Origin of the sequence: Paenibacillus sanfengchensis, from assembly GCF_036864765.1 — a bacterium.
GTDB lineage: Bacteria > Bacillota > Bacilli > Paenibacillales > Paenibacillaceae > Fontibacillus > Fontibacillus sanfengchensis.
The window spans coordinates 503,183-528,570 of sequence record NZ_JBAGJC010000004.1; the positions used below are offsets into that span (position 1 = coordinate 503,183).

General features: G+C 53.9%; 21 protein-coding genes. 15 read left to right on the forward strand and 6 right to left on the reverse strand.

Going from position 1 to position 25,388, the window contains the following annotated elements:
- Positions 1–51 precede the first annotated feature (51 nt).
- Positions 52–2,571, reverse strand: coding sequence for a DsrE/DsrF/DrsH-like family protein (locus tag V4U84_RS11555; RefSeq protein WP_334077220.1), 2,520 nt, complete (start codon positions 2,569–2,571; stop codon positions 52–54).
- Positions 2,568–2,858 (reverse strand): ArsR/SmtB family transcription factor, encoded by a 291-nt coding sequence (locus V4U84_RS11560; RefSeq protein WP_334071229.1) that lies wholly within the window; start codon positions 2,856–2,858, stop codon positions 2,568–2,570. The genes V4U84_RS11555 and V4U84_RS11560 overlap by 4 nt, the downstream gene beginning before the upstream one ends.
- 362 nt (positions 2,859–3,220) lie before the next feature.
- On the opposite strand from V4U84_RS11560, the gene V4U84_RS11565 reads away from it, so the two are divergent.
- The 8 genes from V4U84_RS11565 to V4U84_RS11600 all read left to right on the forward strand — a co-directional run bounded on the left by V4U84_RS11565 (position 3,221) and on the right by V4U84_RS11600 (position 11,572).
- Positions 3,221–4,075, forward strand: coding sequence for an undecaprenyl-diphosphate phosphatase (locus V4U84_RS11565; protein ID WP_334071228.1), 855 nt, complete (start codon positions 3,221–3,223; stop codon positions 4,073–4,075).
- Between the two features lie 516 nt (positions 4,076–4,591).
- Complete coding sequence (locus tag V4U84_RS11570) at positions 4,592–5,050, forward strand: GNAT family N-acetyltransferase (RefSeq protein WP_334071227.1); 459 nt, start codon at positions 4,592–4,594, stop codon at positions 5,048–5,050.
- 53 nt (positions 5,051–5,103) lie between these two features.
- Positions 5,104–5,541, forward strand: a complete 438-nt coding sequence (locus tag V4U84_RS11575) for an NUDIX hydrolase (RefSeq protein ID WP_334077221.1) — start codon at positions 5,104–5,106, stop codon at positions 5,539–5,541.
- A 15-nt stretch (positions 5,542–5,556) separates the two neighbouring features.
- Positions 5,557–6,153, forward strand: a complete 597-nt coding sequence (locus V4U84_RS11580; protein WP_334077222.1) for a P-loop nucleotide/nucleoside kinase family protein — start codon at positions 5,557–5,559, stop codon at positions 6,151–6,153.
- Between the two features lie 54 nt (positions 6,154–6,207).
- Entirely contained in the window at positions 6,208–7,002 is a 795-nt protein-coding gene (gene thyA / locus V4U84_RS11585; RefSeq protein ID WP_334071225.1) for a thymidylate synthase, read from the forward strand.
- A gap of 30 nt (positions 7,003–7,032) precedes the next feature.
- Positions 7,033–7,533 carry a dihydrofolate reductase gene (locus tag V4U84_RS11590; protein WP_334077223.1) on the forward strand — a complete coding sequence of 167 codons (501 nt, stop codon included), beginning with the start codon at positions 7,033–7,035 and terminating at the stop codon, positions 7,531–7,533.
- Between the two features lie 126 nt (positions 7,534–7,659).
- Entirely contained in the window at positions 7,660–9,147 is a 1,488-nt protein-coding gene (locus tag V4U84_RS11595; RefSeq protein ID WP_334071223.1) for a glutamate synthase subunit beta, read from the forward strand.
- A gap of 163 nt (positions 9,148–9,310) precedes the next feature.
- Complete coding sequence (locus V4U84_RS11600) at positions 9,311–11,572, forward strand: type IA DNA topoisomerase (RefSeq protein WP_334077224.1); 2,262 nt, start codon at positions 9,311–9,313, stop codon at positions 11,570–11,572.
- A gap of 51 nt (positions 11,573–11,623) precedes the next feature.
- Here V4U84_RS11600 and V4U84_RS11605 read toward each other — a convergent pair whose 3' ends face one another.
- Both V4U84_RS11605 and V4U84_RS11610 read right to left on the reverse strand, forming a co-directional pair.
- On the reverse strand, positions 11,624–12,403 hold the full coding sequence (locus V4U84_RS11605; protein ID WP_334077225.1) for an HAD family hydrolase: 780 nt from the start codon (positions 12,401–12,403) through the stop codon (positions 11,624–11,626).
- A gap of 40 nt (positions 12,404–12,443) precedes the next feature.
- Complete coding sequence (locus V4U84_RS11610; RefSeq protein WP_334077226.1) at positions 12,444–13,358, reverse strand: helix-turn-helix domain-containing protein; 915 nt, start codon at positions 13,356–13,358, stop codon at positions 12,444–12,446.
- Between the two features lie 269 nt (positions 13,359–13,627).
- On the opposite strand from V4U84_RS11610, the gene V4U84_RS11615 reads away from it, so the two are divergent.
- Genes V4U84_RS11615 through V4U84_RS11635 form a run of 5 tightly spaced genes read left to right on the forward strand, consistent with a single transcriptional unit; the run spans position 13,628 to position 18,387 of the window.
- Positions 13,628–14,362, forward strand: coding sequence for a phosphonate ABC transporter ATP-binding protein (locus V4U84_RS11615; protein WP_334077227.1), 735 nt, complete (start codon positions 13,628–13,630; stop codon positions 14,360–14,362).
- Positions 14,363–14,370: 8 nt separating this feature from the next.
- The gene (locus V4U84_RS11620; RefSeq protein ID WP_334077228.1) at positions 14,371–15,630 is read left to right on the forward strand and encodes a hypothetical protein; all 1,260 of its coding nucleotides are present in this window, start codon (positions 14,371–14,373) and stop codon (positions 15,628–15,630) included.
- 30 nt (positions 15,631–15,660) lie between these two features.
- Complete coding sequence (locus V4U84_RS11625) at positions 15,661–16,359, forward strand: response regulator transcription factor (RefSeq protein WP_334071216.1); 699 nt, start codon at positions 15,661–15,663, stop codon at positions 16,357–16,359.
- Positions 16,356–17,864, forward strand: a complete 1,509-nt coding sequence (locus V4U84_RS11630; protein ID WP_334071215.1) for a sensor histidine kinase — start codon at positions 16,356–16,358, stop codon at positions 17,862–17,864. Before V4U84_RS11625 ends, V4U84_RS11630 begins: the two co-directional genes overlap by 4 nt.
- The gene (locus V4U84_RS11635) at positions 17,845–18,387 is read left to right on the forward strand and encodes a GNAT family N-acetyltransferase (protein ID WP_334071214.1); all 543 of its coding nucleotides are present in this window, start codon (positions 17,845–17,847) and stop codon (positions 18,385–18,387) included. The genes V4U84_RS11630 and V4U84_RS11635 overlap by 20 nt, the downstream gene beginning before the upstream one ends.
- Positions 18,388–18,451: 64 nt before the next feature.
- Here V4U84_RS11635 and V4U84_RS11640 read toward each other — a convergent pair whose 3' ends face one another.
- A complete protein-coding gene (locus V4U84_RS11640; protein WP_334071213.1) occupies positions 18,452–19,675 on the reverse strand; it encodes a glucose-1-phosphate adenylyltransferase in 1,224 nt (407 codons plus the stop codon).
- A gap of 189 nt (positions 19,676–19,864) precedes the next feature.
- Between V4U84_RS11640 and glgB the strand changes: the two genes are divergently transcribed.
- Together glgB and glgA are read left to right on the forward strand one after the other, a co-directional pair.
- The gene (glgB, locus tag V4U84_RS11645) at positions 19,865–21,802 is read left to right on the forward strand and encodes a 1,4-alpha-glucan branching protein GlgB (protein WP_334077229.1); all 1,938 of its coding nucleotides are present in this window, start codon (positions 19,865–19,867) and stop codon (positions 21,800–21,802) included.
- Complete coding sequence (gene glgA / locus V4U84_RS11650) at positions 21,799–23,238, forward strand: glycogen synthase GlgA (RefSeq protein WP_334071211.1); 1,440 nt, start codon at positions 21,799–21,801, stop codon at positions 23,236–23,238. Before glgB ends, glgA begins: the two co-directional genes overlap by 4 nt.
- A gap of 99 nt (positions 23,239–23,337) precedes the next feature.
- Here the strand turns inward: glgA and V4U84_RS11655 are convergent, their stop codons facing one another.
- Complete coding sequence (locus V4U84_RS11655) at positions 23,338–25,083, reverse strand: alpha-glycosidase (RefSeq protein WP_334071210.1); 1,746 nt, start codon at positions 25,081–25,083, stop codon at positions 23,338–23,340.
- Positions 25,084–25,388: the final 305 nt, after the last annotated feature.

Below are 25,388 nucleotides of genomic sequence, written 5' to 3' on the forward strand. Positions count from 1 at the left end.
ACCCAGCGTCGTTTTGACGGCTTAAGGGTCGGCCTCTCCGCAATTCTTAAATTAAATAAAGAGATTAATGCCCGACTGATCGGCTTTGCCTAAATAATACCCGACACCTCCCAGTTTAACACCATCGATCAGTTCAGTCCGGTCGATGCCCATGAGGTCCATGGACATTTGACAGGCCACGAGTTCGACGCCTTGCGCCAGGGCGGTCTCCATGAGTTCTTCCAGTGAGGAAATATTGCCGTTTTTCATCACACCGCGAATCATTTTTGATCCAAGTCCCAGCATATTCAGTCTGGAAAGCGACAGCTTCCGGCTGCCGCGCGGCATCATTCGACCGAACATTTTGCCGATGAGAGATTTCGAAACGCGAACCTTTTCCGGCCGGCGTATGATATTCAGACCCCAGAATGTAAAGAACATCGTTACCTTTTTGCCGCTGGCCGCCGCTCCGTTCGCAATGATAAAAGAGGCTATCGCTTTGTCGAGATCCCCGCTGAACACGATCATCGAGGTTCCTTCCGGCGTCGGAGTTACAACTGTGTCACCATCGGAACGAAGATTGGAGGTTGTTGACATCCCTTTCTGAATAGACGCCTCGATCATACCGTCCGGCTTCTTGCGGAGGTTTAACATCCGGTTGCCGGACATACCGGCCCACGCCCGGATATCTTCGTAAAATCCGGGATCCGAGGCGGTGACTTGCAGCACTTGACCGCTCTGAAGCTGATCGATAGTTTGCTTCACCCGGATGAGCGGGCCGGGGCAGCAAAGGCCGCAGGCATCCAGCTCGGCGTCCGCCTTCGGTTCGTTGCCGACCGGTTCCTGAGCGGTAGCTGCGGTTTCGGCGGCAGCCACGACCGGTGAGAAGCTGCGTAAGCTTTCGCTCCCTGTTCCGGCATTGTCAGCTCCACCGGCTGGCTTGGGCCGGTAGGTCGCCATCAGATAGGTCTTGTATCCGCCGGTCAGATTGCGGACCTGGAAACCTTTTTGCCGCAAAATCCGGGAAGCCGTATAACCGCGTAGTCCGACCTGGCAGTAAACCCAGATCTCCTTGTCAGGATCCAGTTCGGAAAGACGGAGCCTTAAATCGTCAACAGGAATGTTGAGCGAGCCGGGAATATGCCCGTTTCCGTGCTCAATTTCCGTACGAACATCAAGCAGCAGCGTCCGTTCGGGATCGCGCAAGTCCAAATCCTTCGGAACAAAAACGGAGGTTTGGCCGGAGAGGATATTCTCTGCCGTATATCCCGCCATGTTCACCGGGTCCTTCGCGGAGGAATACGGAGGAGCATAAGCGAGTTCGAGCTCGGTAAGGTCCTGAACCGTGCCGCGCAGCCGGATGGCCGTGGCGATCGCATCGATTCGCTTGTCGACGCCGTCAGCTCCGATCGCTTGGGCGCCGAGTACTTTGCCTTCGCCGTTAAAGAGCAGTTTGATCGTTAGCGGCTTGGCCCCCGGATAATATCCGGCATGGGAATTCGGATGTACATAAGTAACGTGGTACGGAATCCCGAGGCGCAGCAGGGTTTTCTCATTGTTGCCCGTCGCGGCCCCGGTCAGACCGAATACTTTGATAATCGATGTCCCCTGGGTCCCATTGTAGAGGGTTCCCAAACCGCATACATTGTCCGCGGCGATCCGTCCTTGCTTATTGGCCGGTCCGGCCAAGGGGATAGCCGTTTTCGTCCCGTTGACATAGTCCACGATTTCAACGGCATCTCCGGCGGCGAAAATATGCTTCTCGCTCGTTTCCAAGTAAGGATTCACGAGAATATGACCTTTCGGCCCCAATTCAATCCCGCTTTCCCGGAGAAATTCCGTGTCCGGGGAGACACCGATGGCCAGAATGACCATATTGGCCGAAAGCGCGAGTCCGCTGGCAGTTTTCACGACAATCCTTGAGCCTTGTTCCTCAAAAGCCGTAACTTTCTCGGAGAACAGCAGGCCGATGCCTTTCTCTTCCAGCTCTTTGGCCAACAAGGAGGCCATTTCCGCATCAAATGGGGCGAGAATTTGCGGTCCCCCTTCGATCAAAGTCACCTCCAGCCCGGCCTCTATCAGGTTTTCGGCCATTTCCACGCCGATAAATCCGCCGCCGATCACGATGGCCGATGAAATGCCTTCCTCCGTCACTTTCCGCTTGATCCGGTCCGTATCGGGAATATTGCGCAGCGTGTGAATTTTCTCGCTGTCGATCCCGGGCAGGGAAGGCACGATCGGTTTGGCGCCGGGCGACAAAATAACCGAGTCGTAAGATTCCTCGTATACCCCACGCGATTTGCTGCGTACGGTTACCGTTTTTTCGCGAGGGTTCAGGCCAATGACTTCGCTTTCGGTTCGAATGTCGATGTTGAACCGTTTGTACATGGCCTCAGGGGTCTGGACCAGCAATTTGGAGCGGTCCTTAATCGCCTCCCCAATGTAATAAGGCAGACCGCAGTTGGCGAAGGATATATAGGCATCGCGTTCAAACATGATAATATGCGTATCTTCATCCAGACGCCGTAATCTTGCGGCGGCGGTGGCGCCGCCGGCGACCCCTCCGACGATGATCACTTTGTTGTTGTTCAAGAGAGTTCCTCCTCAAGTAAAATAGTAATCAATTGCTCAATTTTGGGATTTTTAATCCGATAATTAACCTCCAAACCTTGCCTTTCGGCCACTACTATGCCGAGAGTGCGAAGCTTTTGCAGGTGCTGCGAGATCGTGGACTGAGGGAGATCCAAACATTCCTGCATGTATGTGACATTGCATTCCTTTTTTTCCAGCAGTCCTTTCACGATACAGAGTCGTACGGGATGCGCCAAGGCCTTCAGCATCTCGGCCGCGTCATGATAAGCTTTTATGTTGTTGTCCAAACCGGACACCTCCAAAATTTAAATCGTTATATTCGAATATTACGATATATTGATTTTGATGTCAATCGGCCAGGGAAAAACTCTTTTTTGAACCTTGGTATTGGATAGGTATATAATAGAGGACAGCTTGCATGATTGGGGGGAACCTTTGACGGATTGTTTTGATCGTCGATGACGAAGCGGAGCTGTGCAGGCTGCTGAAAAGATGCATGAAAACCGTGGGATTCAACCCGTACGACCTGTCCGGTCTTTCGTCGTCATCTTTACTGCCTCGATGTGCGGCTTGGCGGCAACGCCAGTCTATTTTAACCGCAAGACTGTTTAATAACGGAATGTGTTCTGGAAAAGGAGAGTTCTAAAGCATGGAAACTATTTTTTCAATCCTGAAATCGATTATTTTGGGGATTGTGGAGGGGGTTACCGAATTTTTGCCGGTCTCTTCCACAGGCCATCTGGTCATCTTTGAAAACCTGCTGGGCTTTAAAGGGACGACCCCGTCTTATGTGGAGATGTATACGTACGTGATCCAACTGGGGGCTATATTGGCGGTCATCGTCCTGTATTGGGGCAAAATTAAGGATACGCTGGTCAACTTCTTCCCGCAAAAGGTCGGCTTTGAAAGATCGGGGTTCCGCTTTTGGCTGATGCTGGCGATCGCCTGTATCCCCGGCGGCGTGTTCGGCGTTCTGCTGAACGATTGGTCCGATGAGCATCTGTTTACGCCGGTCGTCGTGGCGTTCACGCTGTTTTTTGGCGGGCTGTGGATGCTTTACGCGGAGAAAAAATTCCGCAACAACGGATTGAACGGCGGCGGCGACGAGTTGAACGTCACGATCAAGCAGGCGTTGATCATCGGCGCCTTCCAGTGTCTCGCGATTATTCCGGGGATGTCGCGTTCCGCTTCGACCATCATCGGCGGCTGGGTGGCCGGCTTGACTACGGTGGCTGCCGCGGAGTTCTCCTTCTTCCTGGCGATTCCGGTCATGGTCGGCATGAGCTTCCTGAAAATCATGAAGATCGGCGGGTTTTCGTCGATGACCTCGACCGAACTGATATCCCTCGGCGTCGGCTTTGTCGTTTCGTTTCTCGTCGCGCTGGCCGTCATCAGCAAGTTTATTTCATACCTGCAAAAGAAACCGATGAAAGTGTTTGTTTATTATCGGATGATTTTTGCGATTATCGTCCTGATCGCCGGGATTGCCGGCTTGTTCCACTAGCAGGATCCGATCGGGCCCAGACCGAAGATTGTATTCGGCCTGGGTTTTTTCGTTTATAGGTTGAACTATTGAATTGCATATTAGACAGCGGTGTAAAGGTTTCTTTTCACAAGTTTGGCCTACAACTCATGGTTTGGTTCAAATTAACGGGAATTCTACCCGTTAATTTGGTGTGTAACGGCTGCAGAGGCGAATTAGCTGGAAAACCTCCCGCTAATCCGTCTGAAATGGTGTATATCGGCAAAATGGCTGCGAAATAGCTGGAGCTTTTCCAGCTAAATCCTATTAAGGAACCAAGAGCGGTACATTAACGGGAGCTTTTCCCGTTAATGTGTAGACTCGGACGGGGGCGCTTTAAATCTACAATTGTGGATGTTGGCAACCTATCTCCGAAACCATTTCACATCCTTACCAACGCCAATTCTTTAGTTCAACCTATATAGTTTATACGAAGTGAACATTGATGGTATAGTAGAGGTTAATTCAAGAATACGGGAAGAGAGAAAGGGTGCTTTGATGAGCGCAAAATTTGGAATTAGCCAAGCCGCTCTCGGTGACTTGCCCGATGTGGCACGGCTGTTTGATCATTACCGGGTTTTCTATGGAAAAGATTCCGATGAGGCGGGGGCCGAGGCGTTTCTGTTTACATTGATGGAGCATCGCGAGTCCGTGATTTTGCTGGCCCGAGCCGAAGCCGACAGACAAGCTATCGGTTTTGCCCAGCTGTACCCGGCATACTCGTCGATTTCCATGCAGCGCTCGTGGATTCTGAACGATCTGTTCGTACTTGAGGACTGGCGCAATCAAGGTGTCGCCCGGCAGCTCCTGAAGGCGGCGGCCGAAATGGCGCGGCTAACCGAAGCGAAAGGCATTGCCCTGGAAACCGCCTTGGACAATCTGTCTGCGCAGAAACTCTATGAAAGCATGGGGTATGTCCGGGATACGAGGTTCTATCATTATTATTTGACGTTGTAAGAGGTAGCCGGGAAGGGCTGCTTGATGAATCCCCCGAAAAAGGATGGCATAGGATGAAAAGAATCGATATAGTGTATGCCTTGATCTTAAGTCCCGACAACCAAAAAGTGTTAATGGTTCAAAACCTGGACAATCGCGATACGTGGACGTTGCCCGGAGGTACGGTGGAGCCCGGCGAAACGCTGGAAACGGCACTTATCCGCGAAGTGAGAGAAGAGGCCGGCGTCGACATTGCCGTTCGCGGGGTGGCCGCGGTGAATGAAGTGATTTTTCCGGAGAAACAGGAACATTACCTGCTGCTTACCTTCCATGCCGACCACCTCGGCGGGAAAGAAGAAACGAACGTCCCTTCGGAAATATCCGCGGTCTCGTGGATCGATATCGACCGGGCGGATGCTCTGATGCCGTATTACGAGGCGGGGATCAGCGGGCTGGTACGGAACGGGGACGAGGTCCCTTACTGCGATGAAGGCAAAGAAAAGGGGACCTAGACGGAGGAGATCCGAATGATCGTGTGGATTAACGGGGCTTTCGGCTCCGGCAAAACTACGGCCGCTTATGCGCTGCACCGGAGAATTCCCGGATCTTTTGTTTATGATCCCGAGGAGGTCGGTTTTTTTATCCGGAAGCGCCTTCCGGGCGGGATGAGCAGGGATGACTTTCAAGATTATCCGATGTGGCGTGAGATGAACTATGCGATGCTGAAAAATATCGCCGCCGAATATAACGGCATTCTGATTGTTCCGATGACCGTAACGAATGCGACGTACTTTAGCGAAATTGTGGGCAGATTAAGGACCGAGGGCGTACCCGTTCGGCATTTTACATTATGGGCCTCACGGGAAGTGCTGCTGACCCGGTTGAAGAGGCGGGGCGATGGCGAACACTCCTGGCCGGCCCGGCAGGTGGAACGCTGTCTGGAGGAGCTTGCGAATCCGTTGTTCGAGCAGCATCTGGACACCGATCGTCTGAGCCGGGAAGAGGTGGTCGTCCGGATTGCCGCCGACTGCGGCATCCGGCTCCAGCCCGACGAGCGAACCCGACTCAAGAAGGCTTGGGACCGGGCCATCCTTACTTTAAAACATATCCGGATTGGGAAATAGAAAAGCCTTTGCTATAATAAACAAGATGTCATTTGATCGATAGAGGGTGTCGAAATGAGAAATTACTTGGATTTATTGCAGGACGTTTTAGATAACGGAACGCCGAAAGAGGACCGCACGGGGACGGGGACGATTTCTGTTTTTGGCAGACAGCTGCGTTTTGATCTCAGTCAAGGTTTTCCCCTGGTGACGACCAAGCGGATCCATTTGAAATCGGTGGTTCATGAGCTCCTATGGTTTTTGAAAGGGGAAACGAACATTGCCTACCTTAAGGAGCACGGCGTGCGGATCTGGGATGAATGGGCCGACGAGAACGGGGATTTGGGACCGGTTTACGGCTCGCAATGGCGGGCCTGGGAGGCGCCGGACGGCCGCCGGATCGACCAGATTGCCAATGTGATCGAAGCGATCAAGAAGAACCCCGATTCCCGGCGTCACCTGGTCAGCGCCTGGAACGTGGCCGAGATCGACAACATGAAGCTGCCGCCCTGCCACTTCGTATTTCAGTTTTACGTGGCCGGAGGGAAGCTCTCTTGCATGCTGACGATGCGCTCCGTCGATACGTTCCTGGGGCTGCCGTTCAACATCGCCAGTTACTCGCTGCTTACGCACATGGTGGCCCAGCAGTGCGGACTGGAGCCGGGAGAATTCATCTGGTCCGGCGGGGACGTCCATATTTACAGCAATCATCTGGAGCAGGTGAAGACGCAGTTGACACGCGAGCCTTATCCGCTGCCGCGCCTCATTATCAAAAGGAAGCCGGAGTCGATCTTTGATTATGTGTACGAAGACTTTGAGTTTGAAGGCTATCAGCATCACCCAACGATTAAGGCAACCGTTGCCGTATAGCCGAAATCCGAGAGAAAGGGGCCAAGACCGATGGGAATTACACTGATATGGGCGATGTCAAAGAACGGAGCCATCGGCCGCGATAATCAGCTGCCGTGGCGGCTGCCGGCCGACCTGAAGTTTTTTAAAGAGCAGACCACCGGGAAGACGATGGTCATGGGCCGTAAAACCTGGGAGTCGATGGGGAGCAAGCCGCTGCCGAACCGGCGCAGCGTCGTCTTGACCGCGGACCATACTTACCGGGCGGAAGGGGCGGAAATCGTCCATTCCGTGGAGGAAGCGTTGGAATTCGCCAAAGGGGAAGAGTTGATGGTGATCGGCGGTGCGGGCGTCTTCTCGCATTTTCTTCCGTATGCCGACAAGCTGCTTGTGACCCGGATCGACGAAGAGGTGGAAGGGGATGTTTTTTTTCCGCATTTCGATGGGTCGGAGTTTAGGCTAGTTCAGGAAAAAGAGGGAATTCGTGATGAGAAGAATCCTTACCATTACCGCTTTTTGACTTATGAACGACAAAAGCCTGCTGCGCAATAGTGCAAATTATCATATCAATAATCCATTAATAACGTTTCCCCCGGATGCTAACATCAAGATACACTGAAATGTGAGAGTTTCCCCGCTTTTGGGGACTCTCACAGAAACGGATGGGGGAAGTTTGAGATGTCAACACCAACAGGGTTTATGGAATATAAAAGACAGCTTCCGGCGGACCGGAGCCCGTCCGAACGGGTTCAGGACTGGCAGGAGTTCCATAAGCATATGTCGGAAGAGGAACTCCGGACGCAAGGCGCCCGCTGCATGGATTGCGGCACGCCCTATTGCCACACGGGAATGGATATGACGGGTGGCACTTCCGGCTGTCCGGTGCACAACCTGATTCCGGAGTGGAACAATCTGGTGTATCGCGGCCTTTGGAAGGAAGCGCTGGACCGGCTGCATAAAACGAATAATTTCCCCGAATTTACGGGAAGAATTTGCCCCGCTCCTTGCGAGGGCTCCTGCACGGTAGGTTTAATCGGACAGCCTGTGACGATCAAGACGATCGAGCAAGCGATCATCGATAAAGGCTTCGAGGAAGGCTGGGTCGTGCCCGAGCCTCCGAAGCAGCGTACCGGCCGCCGGGTCGCCGTCGTCGGCTCCGGCCCGGCCGGACTGGCCTGCGCCGCTCAACTCAACAAGGCGGGACATGAAGTCACCGTGTTTGAACGCTCCGACCGTATCGGCGGACTCTTGATGTACGGGATTCCTACGATGAAGCTCGACAAGGCCGTCGTGCAGCGCCGGGTGGACCTGCTTGCGGCGGAAGGCGTAAAGTTCGTCACGAATACGGAAATCGGCAAAGATATTCCGGCCAAGCAGCTCGTGGACGAATTCGATGCGGTGGTGCTCTGCGGAGGAGCGACCAAACCGCGTGAGTTCAATATCGAAGGCAGCAACCTGAACGGTGTGAACTATGCGATGCCGTTCTTGAACGGATCGATCAAGAGCTATCTCGACTCCGGGCTTCAGGACGGCCAGTTTTTGTCGGCGGCAGGCAAGGACGTCATCGTCATCGGCGGCGGGGACACCGGTTCCGACTGCGTGGCGACATCGCTGCGTCACGGCTGCCGCAGTGTCACTCAATTCGGCACGCATGCCAAAGCGCCGCTGGAGCGGGACGTTGTCAACAATCCGTGGCCGCAGTTCCCGAACGTCTATTCCTTGGACTATGCCCAGGAGGAAGCCAAGGCGCTGTTCGGTTCCGACCCGCGCGAGTTCTCCATCATGACGACGAAGTTTGTCGGGGACGAGCAGGGGAATTTGAAGGAGCTGCACACGGTGCAGATCCAGCGTATTGTGGACGAGACGGGACGCAAGATTTACCAGCCGATTCCCGGCACGGAACGAGTGTTTCCGGCTCAGCTCGCGCTGATCGCGATCGGTTTTGACGGTCCGGAGCAGGGGATCGTTGGCGAACTGGGGTTGGAAACGGATCGGCGGTCCAATGTCAAAGCCCGCTACGGCAAGTACAACACCAATGTCGATAAGGTGTTTGCGGCCGGCGATATGCGCCGCGGGCAAAGCCTTGTTGTATGGGCTATTCATGAAGGCCGCGAAGCGGCGCGCGAAGTGGATAAATTCCTGATGGGCGCCACCGTTCTCGCCTAGTTTTTCGAGCTTCCGGTATTCAGCGGACTCCAAAAATATGATATAATAGATTCAGCTACAGGGCTGCGCGGCGCGCGGCCCTTTTTCTTGAGCAGACTTATGAATTCTATTATATTCTGGAAGCATTAACGCTTTGGAAGCTAGGAAAGTGGGGCCCGTACCAATGAAAACGCTCGTTATCGCCGAAAAACCGGACATGGGGCGGACGATCGCCGCGGTCATCGAGCCGCGGGCGAAGAACAACCGGACTTATTTGGAGGGGGAACGCTGCATCATTACCTGGGCGATCGGTCATTTGCTTGGTCTGGCCGAGCCTGACGCCTACGACGACAAATATAAGCGGTGGAATTTCGGCGATTTGCCGATCCTGCCGGAACAATTTAAGATCGTCCCCAACCCGCGGACCAAGGACCAGCTTAAAACGATCGGCGAGCTGGCCAAACGCTGCGACAAAATCGTCAACGCGTGCGATGCGGGGCGGGAGGGGCAGTATATCTTCGCCTTGATCCAGCAACAGTTGAAGCTGACGCAGCCGGTTCAACGGCTTTGGATCTCCGATTTGACGGCGGAGAGCATCGCCCAAGGGTTTGAGAAGCTCCGCGACGGCGCCGAGTTCGAGAATCTGACGCTGGCGGCCCGGGCCCGCAGCGAAGCGGACTGGCTCGTCGGCATGAACGCCTCGCGGGCGTTTACGACGAAGCACCGGACCCTGCTGTCGGTCGGACGCGTACAAACGCCTGTATTGGCGCTGATTTACGACCGCCAGAGGGAAATCGAAAACTTTGATTCGCTGACTTACTACGAAATCAAAGCCAAATTCGAGCAGGGCGATCGCAGGTACACCGGGACTTGGCAGGGGGACCGGCTGACAGATAAGGATCGCGCCGCCTCCATCGCCGATAAGGTTCGCGGAAAGCAAGGCAGGATCGCGGAATACGAAGTGAAGGATACGCGGGAATATCCTTACAGGCTTTACGATTTGACGCTGCTGCAGCGGGAGGCCAACGCCAAATACGGCTATTCGGCCAAAAAAACGCTCGATTTGGCGCAGGCGCTTTATGAGAAACATAAGGTGATCACTTATCCCCGGACGAGCTCCAACTATGTCACGGAGCAAAATATCGACGGCATGCACAAAGCGCTGCACATGCTGAAATCAACGCCTTACAAAGAGCTGGCGGAGGGCGGCAACCCGGGGATCGTGAACGTCAACAACAAGGCGGTTTGCAATCCGTCCCGGGTTGAGGATCACCATGCCATCCTGCCTACGCTGCGCCGTCCGGGGGCGCTGGGGAAAGAGGAGCAGAACATTTACGATCTCGTAGTCCGCCGCTTTCTGTCCCATTTCTATCCCCCGGCGGAATACAAACAGCATACGGTCTTGACGGAAGTTGAAGGAGAAACGTTCAAAACGAATGTCAAGGAACTCCGCTCGCTGGGATGGAAAGTCTGTCTCCCGGGGGAGGACAATGCCGGGAAATCCACCGGACGCGGCAAGAAGCAGGAAGAGGACGAAGAGGCGGAAGAGCTGGTCAGCGAACCGTTTGCGATCGATCGGAACGCGCCGGTCCGGTGCGCCGAGGCCGAAGCCAAGGAGAAAGCGACCCAGCCGCCGAAGGCTTACACCGAAGGGACGCTGCTGAAAGCGATGGAGAGCGCGGGGAAGCAGCTCGAAAATGAGGAGCTTCGCGAAGCGATGAAGGAAGCGGGGCTTGGAACGCCCGCGACGCGGGCAGCTACAATCGAGCGGCTGAAGAAGGTCGGCTACATTACAATGCAGGGCAAACGGATCACGGTCACACAAAAGGGCCGGACGGCGATCGAACTGATCCGCCATGCCGGCGTCGAGCTGCTGACCTCACCGGAGATGACCGGGCATTGGGAGCGCCGTCTGCATCAGATCTCGAAGGGGGAGGCCGCCCGGGAGGCTTTTATGGAGAACGTGAAGCGATTCACCAGTTCGATCATCGAGAAGGTCCGCACCCAGCCGAAGGCGGACGCCTCGTTGTTCGAGCCGGGCGAAGCGGAGAAGGGCAAGCGCGGGCGCGCTGCCGGCGGGAGGAAGACCGCCGCGAAAGACACCGGCGATAAGCCGGCGGCTGCAGCCCGCCGTTCGGCGCCTTCGGGTTCCGGCGCGCTGCAGCCGCTGGCGCCTTGTCCGCGCGAAGGCTGCGACGGCCAGTTGATCGAAGGCCGCAAAGGATACGGCTGTACGCATTTCAAGCAGGGCTGCGGCTTCGTCATCTGGAAGGAATTCGCCGGCAAGCAAATTTCCCTCCCGATGCTAAACGCTCTGCTGGAAAAGGGCCAGACCCAACTGCTGACCTTCAAGCAACCGGACGGGGAGGTTAAGGCGCGGATCCGGCTTGCGGATCGTTCGACCGGGAAGCTGGAAGTGGAGCGCGCCGCATCGCCAACCGCATAACAAAAGCAGCAACCCGGGACTATTGTTTAACGATTCCGGGTTGCTGCTTTTCTATTTCTTCGAAGAGGCGATGTTAACTTTCCGCTGGCGAACCGCGACGCTTTCGGCGATAATCGACGGCACTTCCGTCAGGGAGGAGATGGTGTACATCTGCGTGTCCGTCGTCTTTTTCAAATCGATCAAATTGTAGGACCACTCGGTGGGGTGTTTAATGTATATCGAATTAATTCCCGCGGAGAGGGCCGGAGCGATATCAGTACGTAAACTGTTGCCGATCATCCAGGTGTTTTTACGGTCAAAAGTCCGGGACGACAAAATCTCTTCCAGGGCATCGATATTTTTATGCCGACGGATGTAAATCCGGTCCTGAAAGTAATTGGCCAGCTTCATCTGTTCGATCTTGCGTTGTTGGATGACCGTTTCGCCGCCCGTATAAAGATAAAGTTCATGCCCTTGGCGCTCAAGTAATTCCAGCGTCAGCTCCATCCCGGGATAAGGTTCGACCTCCTGGTCATAGACGCTCATCCCGAGCTTGAGAAGCTTGTCTTCTTCGGCCAGCCGAATCTCCCGGCCAAGCAGCCGGCAGAAATACCGGTACGTATCAATCAAGGATTGCGGGAAATGGGTGCTGACGAATCCGATTTTCTGGACGCCGGCGACGTCGATTTCGATTTGCTTGCCGCGGACTTCGTCGGCCGAAATCCGCGAATCGCTTAACCAAGAGACGATCAGCCCGGCAAATTCATCGAGAATGCGTTCAAAGTAAATGTTGCAATGCACCAGTGTATCATCCAGGTCAAAAATAAGTTGCTGCCGCAGCGGCAATTTCATCACGGGTCACTCCTTTTGCTAAACGGCAAGAGTTAAACAATTAAAGCCGGATATAAGATTCAAGAAACATATTGAGTTCGGAGGTTCCGTCCGGGCGAATGCTGAATTTCTCGGTGTCCCGGTCAACGAGATGCACCCGTAGCAATCCGGCAACGCGGAGCTTCATCAAATGATGCATCAAGTGCTCTTCGGTTTCCTGCAATTCCTCCATCATCTCGGGCAGCGATTTCGGCCGGTTCGCCACGTATCGAAGAAGACGGAGGCGCTCCGGTTTGGCCAGGGCTCGGGTAAAGCGCAGTAAGCTGATCGGCGGCTCGTCCTCGTCAAGCTCGGGCAAATCGAGCGGATATTGAATCAGCAGCCTGCGTTCATAGAAACAGTATGTATTAATCGGCCGAAAATGAATCGAGGGAATTAAAACGACATGGTCGATCGGCAGCTCCGGTTCGAGAACCAAACCGCCGGAAGCGTATTCCACCAAGGCGTCGGGATCCATTTTTCGGACCAGGGCGCGCTTCTCGGCGGCGTCTTCCTCCAGCAAGTCTACATACTGCGCTTCGATCGGCTGAAAATACACCTCGTGCCAAATCCGTATCGGAGCGGCATATTGGCGCAGCCGCGCAATATCCCGGCCGGTTACGGCGGGGACATAGACGCTGAGCTTGTGCAGCAGAAGCTCTTCATCGGCGGAGGCAAGCGTTTCGAGATAACGCTCGATCCCTTGATCGGGATGATGTTCGATAGCCAGGGCATACAGCAGATCATAATCGGAAAACGGCCGCCGGGCCGCCGCCTCAAACGCTGAACGCTGCGTCTCGTCCAACCGGGATTCGATGTCGGCAATCCACTCGGGCCCGATATCGAGATTGTTTACCCATTTTTGCGTCGTATATATCATAAAGCCGCTCAGAAGCTCGTACACGGGAGATACGTCGATTTTCACGTCATAAAACATGACAAGCCCTCCTCTATATCAATGCACACAATTTCATTATGGCTTGTTGTAGCAGGGCTTGTCTACTATAATGTTTATGGACGATTTATTGAAAGCGGTCCATCGCTTTCAATTAACTAGCAAACTTGCCATTATGCGGAAGGTCGCCGGGATACCAGCGATTTTCTTCTTTTTTGTCGGCAAATATGAACAGGCTGTAATGGATTTTCATGAACAATTCCAATACACTAAAGAATAGAAGCAGGAATATCCAAAGGAGAATCGGACTTATGATCAATGTAAACCGTTTGAATAAATCGGTGGATGGCCGTAAGAAGCAAGTACTTCGCGAGGTAAACGCCCGGTTTGAGCAAGGGGAGATGATCGGCGTGGTGGGACCGAGCGGAAGCGGGAAGAGCACTTTGCTGCGCTGCCTTGCCCTGCGCGAGAAATGGGACGGCGGCGAATACACCTGGGATGGAGAAACCGTGATCCGCGGAGGCGGAAGCGGCTCGCAGAAATACCGCTCACGCTGCGCGTATCTGGAACAAAATCCGTCGCTCTACCCCGAGAAGACGGCGCTCAAAAACGTGCTGATCGGACAAGCCGGACAGACTCCGCTGGTCAGACGGCTTACGGGCATGGTCCGCTCGGACGATTACATGGGCGCTATGGACGAACTGGAGAAGTTCGGCCTGCTGGATAAGGCCCATGTGAAGGCCGGCAAATTGAGCGGCGGCGAACGCCAGCGGGTCGCCATCTGCCGCGCGCTGGTGCATGGGGCCGGATTTATCGCGGCGGACGAGCCGGTCGTCGGCCTGGACCCGCAATCGGCGGAGCGCGTCCTGACGACGCTGCGCACGCTTTGCGCCGAACAAGGGAAAATCGTCGTCGCCGCTCTGCCGATGGAGCTCGCGGAACGTTATTGTTCGAGAATTTGGGGACTCTATGAAGGAGAGCTTAAGCTCGATATCTCGGGTAGACGACTGACCGGAGAAGAGAAACGGTCCATCGACCTAGTATGAAGAGAGTGATGATTTTGCTTTTGAATCGGTGGCTTGCGATGTTGGCCGGGGGTATGATCATGATGGCCCTTAGCGGCTGCACCATAATTAAAGATCCGAAGTCGCTGATGGAGACGCCGCAGTTGACCTCGGACCGGGAATCGCTGATGAGCGTGATCAACAAGGAAATCAAAGGCGCCCAGCCAATCCGCCCCCGCGATGTCAGCGACATCAGCTCGGTCCGTACGCCCGATTTGGATAACGACGGGGTGAAGGAAGCGATCGTCTTCTATGAAACGCCGGACGAAGCGGTGCGGATTCACGGGTTGATCCTGGAGCAGCAAGGGGACACGTGGGAGCCGAGAGTCAAATTTGACGGCGAGGGCCAGGTGCTGGAAACGTTTCAACTGCGGGATATTACCGGCGACGGCCATTTGGAGATTATCGCCGGATTTTCCAGCGGGGAAGAGGATCCGCAGCGGGGATTGACGGTATATACGTATAACGGGAGCGATGTGGAGAACATCCTTACGCTGCCCTACAATGATTTTCTCATCGACGATTTGAATCAGGACGGTCAACTGGATTTGACGGTCGTTACCTTGAAGCGGGACCAGAACGCCATGGTCACCGTGTACCAATACGACGGTTCTTTCAATGAGCTTAGCCATATCCAGTTGGACGATCCGATCCGGGAGTATTACAACACGGTCAGCGGCAACATCACGCCCAAGCTGAAGGGGATCGTGCTGGACGCCGCCTTCGGCACGCACTATGCGTATTCCCACATGATCGCCATGAAGGACGGAAATTTGGTCGATTTGCTGCCGTCCCAGGACGCCACCTTTAAGAATTATCCCGTCCTCAGCGGGGACGTGGACGGGGATGGAATTCTGGAGGTCGGCCGCTCCGAAAAGCCGAAGGGCTGGGAGAATCGCCCTTATGACGATATCCCCTTGTTTTCTTTTTATCAATGGGAGGAAGAGAAGGGTCTGAAATTTGTGCTCCAGCAATATATGGATTTAGCGGGCCGCTTCTACTTTAATTTTCCGAAGGACTGGTGGGGGAATGTGACGATCGATCCGAAATCGAACCAGAATGAGCACCTGTGGTTCACCCGGATCGATACCGGCGAAGTCGTCGCGGAAATTTCCTTCTTCACGCTGTCCGAATGGGAGAACCACAAAGAGGACTGGGAGCTGCTGGCCAGGGATAATGATAAGGTGATCGGCTTTTTGAGCCACACCGATGTGAAACTCAATAAAGGCGAGAAAGAAATCAAGCGCTAATGTTTTGCGAAGTTGAGGGAGGAGACCAAGTTGAGCAAAGTTTTGATATTGGAAGATGAGGAGTCAATCCGCAGTTTTATCGTCATTAATTTGAAGCGCAACGGCTTCGAGGTATTGGAGGCGGCCGACGGCAACGAGGCGCTGGGCAAACTGCAAAGCGTGCCGGATATCGACATCGCCCTGCTCGATGTCATGGTTCCGGGAATCGACGGGTTCGAGGTATGTCGGAGAGTCCGTGAAACGAACGAGCGGATCGGCATTATCTTTTTAACTGCCAAGGTGCAGGAACAGGATAAGGTATACGCCCTGTCGGTCGGAGCGGACGATCATGTGAGCAAGCCTTTTAGTCCCACCGAGTTGATCGCCCGGATTCAATCGCTGCTGCGAAGAGTCAACGTATACCGGGAAAGCAGCGCCAAAGTTTCTTTCACCTCGGGTCCATTCACCCTGGACCTCATCTCCAAGCAGTTCAAAAAGAACGGCCAGTTGATCGAGCTTACGCCTACGGAATTCTCGCTGATCCAGTATTTCCTGGAGCAGGAGAATACGCCGCTTAGCCGCGACTTGCTGCTTGACCATGTTTGGGGCAAGGAATATATGGGAGACCCGAAGATTGTGGACGTGAATATCCGCAGACTCCGGCAAAAAATTGAGAGCAATCCTTCCGAGCCGGCGTTCCTGCAGACCGTGTGGGGACACGGCTATAAGTGGAAAGGCGAGGGACAATGATCAAGAAAGGCATCGGCCGGCAAATTGTAATGCAGTATTTTATCGTCGTATTCGTGACCCTGTTTATGGTGGAGGTTATTTTTTCCCTGGCCATTCGGGTTTATTATTACGACACGATTTATAACCATATGTCCACGCATTCCACGTGGGCTTCCGACTTTTTTCAAAAGTTCGTCCGGCTCAGCTCGGAACGGGATCCCGCTTATTTCACCGAAATGCTGCGCACGTTTGAACTGGACAACACGGAATTGATGATCCTGAACCGCAAAGGCGAGGTCCAGGCCAGCAGCAATATGTTTCAGGCGGACAAGGCGATCCAGACGAGTGATGTGATGCAGGCGGCGGCCGGAAACGTAGGCAAATGGGTGGGGCGGCAAACGTCGACCGGCGAGATGGTCATGGCCGTCTCGACCCCGCTGCTGGAGCGGGGCGAGAATCGGTACATCGTCCGTTTCGTTACCTCCCTGGAAGCCGTGAACGCCAACCTGATGAAGCTGACGTTGTTTTCCGCCGCCGTATGTCTGGCCGTCCTGGCTCTCGTCACCCTGTTCAGCATCGGTCTGGCCAACTCGATCGTGAGGCCGATTAACAACATTCGCGCCGTTTCGGCGCAGATGGCCAAGGGCAAATTCGATGCGCGGATCAAAGGGGATTACAGGTACGAGCTGGGGGAACTGGCGGCGACGCTAAACTACATGGCGCAGGAAATCGTCCGCAGCAACGAGGTCAAGGACGATTTCATTTCTTCGATCTCCCATGAGCTCCGCACGCCGCTGACGGGGATCAAGGGCTGGAGTGAGACCTTGACGCTCGGCGGTTTCGATCCTGAGGAAACGAAGATCGGTATGGGCATCATCGCCAAAGAGACGGATCGGCTGATCGGCCTGGTGGAGGAAATGCTTGACTTTTCCAAGCTGCAGCGGAACGAGATGAAGCTGGTGGTTGGACAGGTTAATTTGAAGGAACTGCTGCAGGAGACGATGTTGAACGTTTGGGCGAAAGCCGAGCAGAAGGGAATTAAAATCAAACTGGAGGATCGCACGACCCAGCCTGTCACCGTCATCGGCGACGGGAACCGGCTGAAACAGGTTTTTCTCAATCTGGTCGATAACGCGATTAAGTTCTCGGACGAGAACAGCTGGATTCACCTTGTCATCAGCCGGACCGAGCCGGGGTATGTCCTCGTGGAGGTTGTCGATACCGGGATCGGCATCAGCGAAGAGCATTTGAACAGAGTAAAGGACCGGTTTTTTCAGGTCAACCATCAAGGGGGCGGGACCGGGCTTGGCCTGGCGATTACCCAGCAACTGGTCGACTTGCATCACGGAACGATGGATCTGCATAGTGAGCTGGGCGTAGGTACGACGGTATCGGTGAAATTGCCGCTCTCGGAGGAAGAGAACGGGAACGGAACCGAGCCAGGCGCCTCGGAAGCTGATGAAGAACCATCAGAGCCGGGCTTGGATGAAACGGGGGGAGAGAAGAATGGCGAAACGACGGGGTGAGCTTGCTTCGTCCGCGGGCACTTTTGAAGTCGCGCTGGCCGAACCCGCAGATGCCGAAACGGTTCGGATTCTGCTGACGGAAGCGGCCGAGTGGATGCGGGCCAACGGGATTGGGCAATGGTCGCCCGAACAATTTACCGAGGAAGTGATCGCCTCTTATTTTGCCGGTCGGGAAATTTATATGATACTTACCGAGACCGGACCGGCCGGCATGTTTACCCTGCAGGCTGGCGACCCGGATTATTGGGGCGCGCTGAATGACGAGGCATACAATTACCTTCACCGCTTAACGGTACGTCCGTATTTCCGGGGGCGGGCCTTGGGAAAGGAAATGATCTACTGGGCGGCCAAGCACAGCCGGGAAACGGGGCGAAAAGGCTTAAGGTTTGATTGCTGGGACCAAAACCGCAAACTGAATCCTTACTACCGCGAGCTCGGGATGGAGGAGAAGGGGATCGGCCGCCTCAACGGAAGACAGTATATTTTGTATGAAATGAACGGGGAACTGTTTCAAACCTTGTGACTTACCCCAAAAAAAGGCGCCCGTCAATCAAAATTGACGGACGCCTTTTTCGCTGCAAAACCGATTAAGAGGACAAACCTTCCGCGCGAAGCCGGGCGGTTTTGTCGTAAACTTCCTTGAGCAGACGGGCAGGTTGAGGACGGAGCGCAGGTTTCGCCACCACCGTCTCATAAGGCCCCACAACCATAATCTCCTCGGCCGTCCCTTTAATGACGGCACCATCGTGGATCACCGCGCCTTCACCGATAATGGCCCGCTCGATATGCGCGTTGCGTCCGATTTGGGCGTTCGGCATGACGACGCTGTCCTTGATCTTTGTAAAACGGCCAATCTCCACGCCGCCAAAAATGACGGAACGCTCTGATGCGCCATCCAGGCTGCAGCAATCATGGATCAGTGAACTTTTCGCCTGGATGCTGCGGTTTTTAAACGGTCGGGGCTTCGATCTCCATTGTTCCCGCGTGTACATCGGCCAAGCTTCATTGATCAACTGCCAGTCTGAATCCTTGGCCAGCAGATCCATGTGCGCTTCCCACAAGCTTTGCACGGTCCCCACATCCCGCCAGTAGCCTTTAAACTCGTAGGCGTGAAGCGGACGATCTCCGGCCAGCATTTTCGGAATAACATCTTTACCGAAGTCATGGCTCGAATTCTCGTCTATGGCGTCCTCAATAAGATGTTGCTTCAGATAATCCCATTTGAAGAGGTAGATCCCCATGGATGCCAAATTGCTGGGCGGATTTTGCGGTTTTTCGGCAAACTCGGTAATCCGGAATTGCTCATCCGTGGACATGACGCCAAAACGGTGGGCTTCTTCCCATGGCACCGGCATCACGGAAATGGTGGCGCATGCGTCCGATGACGCATGAAACTCCAGCATTTCGCGATAATCCATGTGATAAATGTGGTCACCGGACAGGATCAGCACATTTTCCGGCGCGTGGCTGTCCACGTAGGCGATATTTTTAAAGATGGCATCCGCAGTTCCGGCGTATTCCTCAACACCAGCACTGTAGGAGGGGAGCAAAGAAATTCCGTTGTTTTCCGATCGCGGCAGTTTCCAGGCTTCTCCTTCTCCAATATGTTCATGAAGGGACTCTGCTTCATATTGAGTAAGTACACCGATTGTGTCGATTCCCGAATTTACGCAATTGCTGAGAGGAAAATCGATGATCCGATAATGTCCGCCAAAGGGTACTGCGGGTTTCGCAAGCCTGGACGTAAGTGGCGACAAACGTCTGCCTTCCCCTCCGGCCAACAGCATTGCAATACAGTCTTTCTTTTTCATTTCGTTTCCCTCCCGTAAGGTTTCGTCTGTGTAGTACATACATAAACGAGATATAATGTAGTTGAAACTAGAATTATGGAAAACAACAGAAAATATTACATATATTTTTTCAGGCATGTTTTTTCTGTTCCATTCGAAGGAGAATTGGGTAAATAGTTAATTGGAATTCTACATAAAGCAGGTGATCAATTGACGGAACCCGTGAAAACACAGGACATTTCCGAGACGGACATTTACTTGTTTCATGAAGGAACGCTGTATCGCAGTTACCGTACGTTTGGCGCGCACGTCACGGAAGAGGACGGCCGCCGGGGAGTCCGTTTTACCGTTTGGGCACCGGGCGCGCGCCGGGTTTCCCTCGCCACCGATTGGAACGGCTGGAACGGGGACAATGATGTGTTATATAGGATACCCGATTCAGGAATTTGGACTCGCTTTTTCCCGGGTGTTGCGGAAGGAACTTTTTACAAATATGACATTACGGGACCGGACGGGGGCCGATTCCTGAAAGCCGATCCTTACGCTTTCTGCGCGGAGGTCCGGCCGGCGACCGCCTCGGTGGTGAAATCGCTGGACGGCTACCCTTGGAGAGACGGGGCTTGGCGCCGAAAGAAACGGGCCTTGTATCACAAGGCGCTGAACATTTATGAGCTGCATTTCGGCACATGGAGGCAAAAGGCGGACGGCAGCTTCTATACTTACCGGGAAATGGCCGACCTGCTCATTCCTTACGTCAAAACAATGGGATATACCCATATTGAGATCATGCCTCTCACCGAGCATCCTTATGATTTATCCTGGGGATATCAAGCGACCGGATACTACGCTCCGACCAGTCGCTATGGGGAGCCGAAGGATTTAATGGAATTCGTCGACCGGTGCCATGAGGCGGATCTCGGCGTGCTTCTGGATTGGGTTCCGGGTCACTTTACAAAGGATGCCCACGGCCTGCGCCGGTTTGATGGTACGCCCTTGTTTGAATATGCCGATCCGTTAAAGGCGGAAAAACCGGGATGGGGGACGCTCAGCTTTGATTTCGGAAAGCCCGAAGTCCGGTCGTTCTTGATCTCCAATGCCCTGTACTGGATGGACGTGTATCATTTTGACGGTCTGCGGGTCGATGCCGTGACGAGTATGCTGCGGCTCGATTTTGAGAAGCCTTCGGGACAATATGTACAAAATGAGCACGGGGGTATTGAGAATCTGGAAGCGGTGGCTTTTCTGCGACAGTTGAATGAGACGGTATTCCACTATTATCCGCATGCTTTGATGATGGCGGAGGAGTCCAGTGCCTGGCCGCTCGTGACCGCGCCGATTCATGAAGGCGGACTGGGGTTCAATTACAAATGGAATATGGGCTGGATGAACGATACGCTGAAATATATGGAAACCCCGTTCGCCGAACGGCCCAACCGGCATCATCTCCTGACATTCCCCATATGTTATGCCTATTCGGAGAATTTTGCTCTTCCTCTGTCGCATGACGAAGTGGTCCACGGCAAAAAATCGCTGCTGGATAAAATGCCGGGGACCTATGAGGAGAAGTTTGCCGGACTAAGGCTGCTGCTGGGTTACCAGATGACCTCGCCGGGCAAAAAGCTGCTGTTCATGGGCGGCGAGTTCGGGCAGTTTATCGAATGGCGCGACCAAGGGGAGCTGGACTGGTTCCTTCTGGATTATGACTCGCATCGCGGCATCCAGGCTTACACGGCGGCGCTTAACCGGCTGTACCTCGAGGAACCGGCGTTATGGGAGCTGGACCACACCTACGACGGATACCGGTGGATCAATGCGGATGATGCCAACCAGAGCGTGATCTGTTACCTGCGCAAAGGAAAAAAAATGAAGGATACGCTGCTGGTTATCGTCAATTTTCAGCCGGTGGCGCGCGAGAATTACCGCATCGGTGTACCGCGTGCGGGGGTTTACGAAGAAATCTTCAACTCGGAGCATCCGGCTTACCGCGGAATCGACAGTACGGGCGGCAAAGCCAAACGGGTGCCAAGTGAAAAAATCCCCTGGCATCAGCAGAACGACAGCATTGAAATACCGCTGCCTGGGCTAAGCCTATCGATTTGGAAAAAGTCCGCTATCCAAGCGGCCCCGCAAAGGAGGAAGAAAAAATGAAGATCTTGTTCGCGGCCGCAGAAGCGGCGCCTTTCATCAAAACGGGCGGCCTGGCCGACGTCATCGGCGCGCTTCCGAAAGCCCTAAAGCTGGCAGGTCATGACGTGCGGATTGTGCTGCCCAAGTACAAAGATATTCCCGCCGCTTATACGGACGCCCTGCAGCATTTGGGAGAGACCGAGGTGCCGGTCGGATGGCGCCGGCAATATGGCGGGATCGAATATCTCGTCTGGGATGGAATTCCGGTTTATTTGATCGACAACGAATACTATTTCCGGCGGGACGGCGTATACGGGTATGGGGACGACGGCGAACGGTTCGCCTTTTTGAACCGGGCCGTTCTCGAGATTCTGCCGGTTATCGATTTCATCCCCGATGTGCTGCACTGCCATGATTGGCACACGGCGATGATCCCGCTGCTGCTGAAGGAACACTTTGGACATAACTCGATTTATGCAGGCATCCGGACGGTGTTCACGATTCACAATCTGTTGTACCAGGGCATATTTCCGTATGAGGTGCTTGGTGATTTATTGGGTTTGCCCTCTTCGTATTTTACGGCGGACGGGGTGGAATACTACGGCAATGTGAGTTTTATGAAAGCCGGTCTGGTGTTTGCCGATCATGTCACAACCGTCAGTCCAACCTATGCCTCGGAAATCCGGACCGAGCATTACGGTTATGGGCTCGACGGCCTGCTTCGCTCCTTGGGCAACCGCCTGTCGGGGATCGTCAACGGGATTGACGTCAAGCTGTACAATCCGTCGACCGACCCGGAAATCGCCGTGCGTTACCGCAAGAGTCTAAGCAAAAAACGCGAGAACAAAGTCGCATTGCAAAAGGAGCTGGGTCTTCCCGTGGCTTCCGGCGTACCGCTGGTCGGAATGATCACGCGTTTGGTGGAGCCGAAAGGTCTGGATCTAATTGCCCGGATCATGGACGAATGGCTGCATTTTGACGAGGTGCAATTTGTGGTACTCGGCACGGGGGATCGCGCCTATGAAGACTGGTTCAAGGAAGCGGCTTACCGTCATCCGGATAAATTGTCCGTGAATATCCGGTTCAATGACGGATTGTCCCGGCGGATTTACGCGGGCAGCGATCTGTTTCTGATGCCCTCGAGATTCGAGCCGTGCGGAATCAGCCAGCTTCTGGCGCTGCGGTACGGCAGTATCCCGGTGGTCCGGGAAACGGGCGGTCTAAACGACACGGTTCAGGCATACAATGAGTTTACGGGCGAAGGGAACGGGTTCAGTTTTGCGAACTTCAACGCGCATGATCTGCTTTATACGATTCGCAGAGCAGTGTCGTTTTATCACCAGCCTGACGAGTGGAAAAAAATAGCCGCGAACGCGTTTGCCGGAGATTACAGCTGGAGCCGGTCCGCAGGCCAGTATGAAGAGATCTATCGGCGGATTACGGGGACAGAACGCTGATATGACCGAATGCAAAAAAAGCGGGAGTCAAGGGAGGGGGCCCTCCCTGATTACCGCTTTTTTCTCATTCGGAAGTGAAGAGGATCAGCTTCGCCGCAATTACTTCAACTGCCGGTACAAGATGCGAAACCCGTAAGGATCAAGGCCGATGTGCATGACGCCGTCCTTCGGTTTGACTCTTTCCTGGGACAGAGCGTCGCGCCAGTCGTCGGTCTCCATCGGGTGGGACAGCGTACGGTACTTCCCGGTATTGTTCATCCAGACGGTAAAATGCATATGCTCGTCCATCCGTTCGTAAACGATGCACGGATCGTTGACGTTCGCCTGCAGGAAGCGGAAGCGGCCCTGGCGGAGCGCGTCATGCTGACGGCGAAGCTCGATCATCATCTTATAAAAATCGTACAGCTCCCGATCCTGTTTGGCGGGGTCCCACTCCATGCATTTTCGGCAATCGGGGTCGCCGCCCCCCGTAATTCCGACCTCATCGCCGTAAAAAATGCAAGGTGTCCCGATATACGTAAACAGGAATACGACGCAAAGCTTCAGCTTGCGCTTATCGCCTCCGACACGGGTCAGCAGTCTCGGCGTGTCATGGCTGCATAACATGTTGAACACGACTTCGTTGGTTTGCTGCGGGTAGCGCATAATCAGCGCGCCCATCTCATTGGAAAAGTTGTAGCCGTCCATCCCCCCGTTAAAAAACTCCAGTACCTTATCCGCAAACGGATAGTTCATCACGGAATCGAATTGGTCGCCTAACAGCCAGGTCAGGGAGTCGCTCCAAACCTCTCCGATGATATAGGCTTCGGGGTTGGCGCTCTTCACAACCTGCCGGAAATCGCGCCAAAAGTGATGGTCGACTTCGTTGGCCACATCGAGCCGCCAGCCGTCCAGCTTGATTTCGCGGATCCAGTACTCCGCCACGCCAAGCAAGTATTCCTTGACCTCCGGGTTCGCGGTATTGAATTTGGGCATGTTACCGAAGAAGCCGAACGTATCGTAGGTTGGGATGCCGTTTTTGATCCGGACGGGAAACTCGTTGATATGAAACCAGTCCGCATATCTGGAGTTCGCGCCGTTTTTCAGTACGTCCTGGAAGGGCGGGAACTGTTCCCCGCAATGATTGAACACGGCGTCAAGCACTACCCGGATACCGCGGCTGTGGCAGGCCTCCACGACTTGCTTCAATAACTCGTTATCGCCAAAATGCGGATCCACTTGCTTGTAATCCACCGTATCGTACTTGTGGTTGGAAGGAGAGACGAAGAGCGGAGTGAAGTAAATCGCGTTGATGCCCAAATCGGTCAAATCGTCAAGATGATCGAGAACGCCCTTCAGATCGCCGCCAAAAAAACTCTCCCCTGTCGGCTGTCCGCCCCACGGTAACGTATGTTCCGGATCATTGGCCGGATCCCCGTTGGCGAACCGCTCGGGCATGATTTGATAGAAGACGGCCTTCTTGGCCCATTCGGGAACCTTGAACACATCGATGTCATGAATATACGGGAATTCATACAATTCGCCCGGCGGGGTAGGTCCGTCATGGGAAATCCCCGTGTCCATCATGTAGACCGTTTCGGTTCCGGCCGTCAATTTGAAAGCATAGGATAAGCGTTTGAATTTCGGTTTGACCGCAACCTCCCAATAGTCGAACATATGATCGTGTGCGGCTTTTTCCATAGGGATTTCAAGGTAGGTTCCGTCCCAATCATATTTGTCACCCGTCATCGCATATACATTTTCTACATCATCGCGCTTGGTTCTTACCCGCAAATGGATCGTAGCGGAATCATAGGCATAGGCCCATTTATCACGCGGCACATGGTATAATGCCTCCAACAGCATTAGGGCCACCTCCTAATAATTGCTTGGATTTTCAAATCGGGTTTTCCGCTAATTAATAACCAAATGAGGCCTGACATGAACCATTATTCCCAACCTTTACCCTTGTATGAATGAGAGCGGCCATCGGTCATAATATTTCGGAACGCGAGACATGATACTATAGGACGGCTTGTCGAATTGACCGACGTTATATTTTTGAAAGCAAAAATACCTATTTCATGCGGGTTTTCTTGAAACCTTCATGAAAAGGACAAAATTAGCTTTGCATATATATGCATATTGATTTATAATTAGCCCATTAAAAC